Origin of the sequence: Desulfosarcina cetonica JCM 12296 (assembly GCF_001311845.1) — a bacterium.
In the GTDB taxonomy this organism is placed as follows: domain Bacteria; phylum Desulfobacterota; class Desulfobacteria; order Desulfobacterales; family Desulfosarcinaceae; genus Desulfosarcina; species Desulfosarcina cetonica.
This window is the reverse complement of record NZ_BBCC01000421.1, coordinates 1-1736: the sequence shown is the minus strand read 5'-3', so window position 1 is coordinate 1736 and position 1736 is coordinate 1. Positions and strand designations below refer to the sequence as shown.

The 1736-nt window shown below is 45.5% G+C and carries 1 protein-coding gene and 1 pseudogene; both read left to right on the top strand.

Going from position 1 to position 1736, the window contains the following annotated elements:
- Positions 1-321, top strand: a pseudogene (locus JCM12296_RS43000) (hypothetical protein); the annotation flags it as partial.
- Between the two features lie 489 nt (positions 322-810).
- Positions 811-1734: a pYEATS domain-containing protein gene (locus tag JCM12296_RS34565; RefSeq protein WP_054702684.1), complete on the top strand. Its 924-nt coding sequence runs from the start codon at positions 811-813 to the stop codon at positions 1732-1734.
- The last annotated feature ends 2 nt before the right edge of the window (positions 1735-1736 follow it).

Sequence of the window (1736 nt, the reverse complement as noted above, 5' to 3'; positions counted from 1 at the left end):
ATGGCGGCTATGTGCTGGGCTGTTTTGGAAAAGGGTTTCTGCGGCTCGCAAGGCATACCTGGACTATGTCGGCGCGGGAATGACCATCGGGCGCGTCCGGAATTGGTTGGCGGAGGATTGGTTCGCAGTATGGGTGGGTGGTCCGAAATCAAGAAGATTCGATTGAGAGGAATGGATCGGATCAAAGGCGATGAACGCATTCTCGGCGATTCGGATTTTGTTGAATCGGTTTTGTCCGAGGCCAATGAGACGTTCGATCGCCGTTATGAACGCAAACAACAGGCTACGACATGGGTCGTGTTGCCGAGAGGGTCGCTTTGATCTATGGGCTCGACCGAGACGACATTTTCCAAAAGGGGCGCCAGAAAGATCGTGTGGAAGCCCGGGACTTGTTTTGCTTTTGGTGCACCCGGGAACTGGGCCTTTCCCAGACCGAGCTTGCCCGGTCATTGGGGATGACCGTACCCGGTATCGGCTACGCCGTCAGAAGGGGCGAGTCGATCGCCGTACGTGAAGGATATCATTTGGTTGGAAATGTTGATTAGATAATTAAGGCTGTCCCCCTATCTCACCGATAATTAAGGCTGTCCCCCTATCTCACCTATCTCAATTATGTTGTGAAAACATGGAGCCATGTTCTATAATATCAAGCAAATATGGATAATTCGCAACATAACCAAGTTCGCAACATAACGCATCTTATGTGGTTAACCACATAAGATGCGGGAAAACCGCACGCCCGGGACTGGGCGGGGGTACTGGGTAACCGGTGTTTCTGCCGTGAGAGCCATTATAATGGAGGACGCTAAAGTGGCTGAGGAACAAGGTACGCCTGCCAAAGAGATTGAGAAATTAAAGCTTAAATATGGATTCCTAAAATTCCTTCTGGGGACTTTCGCAATTAGTATTTTAAGCCTTGTGATCAATTGGCAAATCCAAGAAAAGAGACTTCAATTTGAGATACAAACAAAAGAAAGTGATTACATTGCGCAGTTCTTGGAGCGCGGTCTATATAAGGAATTGGAGAAACGTCGTGATTTCGCTGCATATTTTGTTAGACTGAGCCCATCAGAAGAATCAAGGCGCAGATGGAGGAATTATCTTGAATTTGTTGAGGGCCTGTTAAAGGAAGCTAGAGAAGCGGAAAAAATTATAGCTGAAAAAGACGCTGAATTAAAGGTCGCGGCTGAAAAAGTTGCTTTCGCTCAACAGCAAGCAGAGGAGGCACGCGCAGAAATTATACGACTGTCAACATCAGGATCGAACAATGAAAATGTTGATAATCTGAAAAGCCAATTAGCGCAATCGTCAAAAGAAGCCGAAACGTTAAGAAAACAATTAGAAGAACTTCAAGGCGCGTTATCTAAAAAGAGAATAGACTTATCTTCTATTCGTTCGAAGCCAATAGATACGGAAGCGAACTATCCCATTTCCGCCAGCAATGTCGCACAGAGATCGAAAAATAGGAGCGATTATTGGGATTGGACGATTTTTATTAAAGGCCCTGATGATGTGCTGGAAAAAATAGAATATGTCGAATATACGCTACACCCCACTTTCCCAAACCCAGTGCGTATTATAAATGAACGGGGTTATGGCCCATATGCATTTCCGTTATCCACCTCCGGATGGGGAACTTTCACTGTGAAAGTGAAGGTCTACTATAAAGATGGAACTTATCAACAGATGTCTCATTATCTGAAATTTATTGATGATGGAGCGGCTAACAAGTAAAT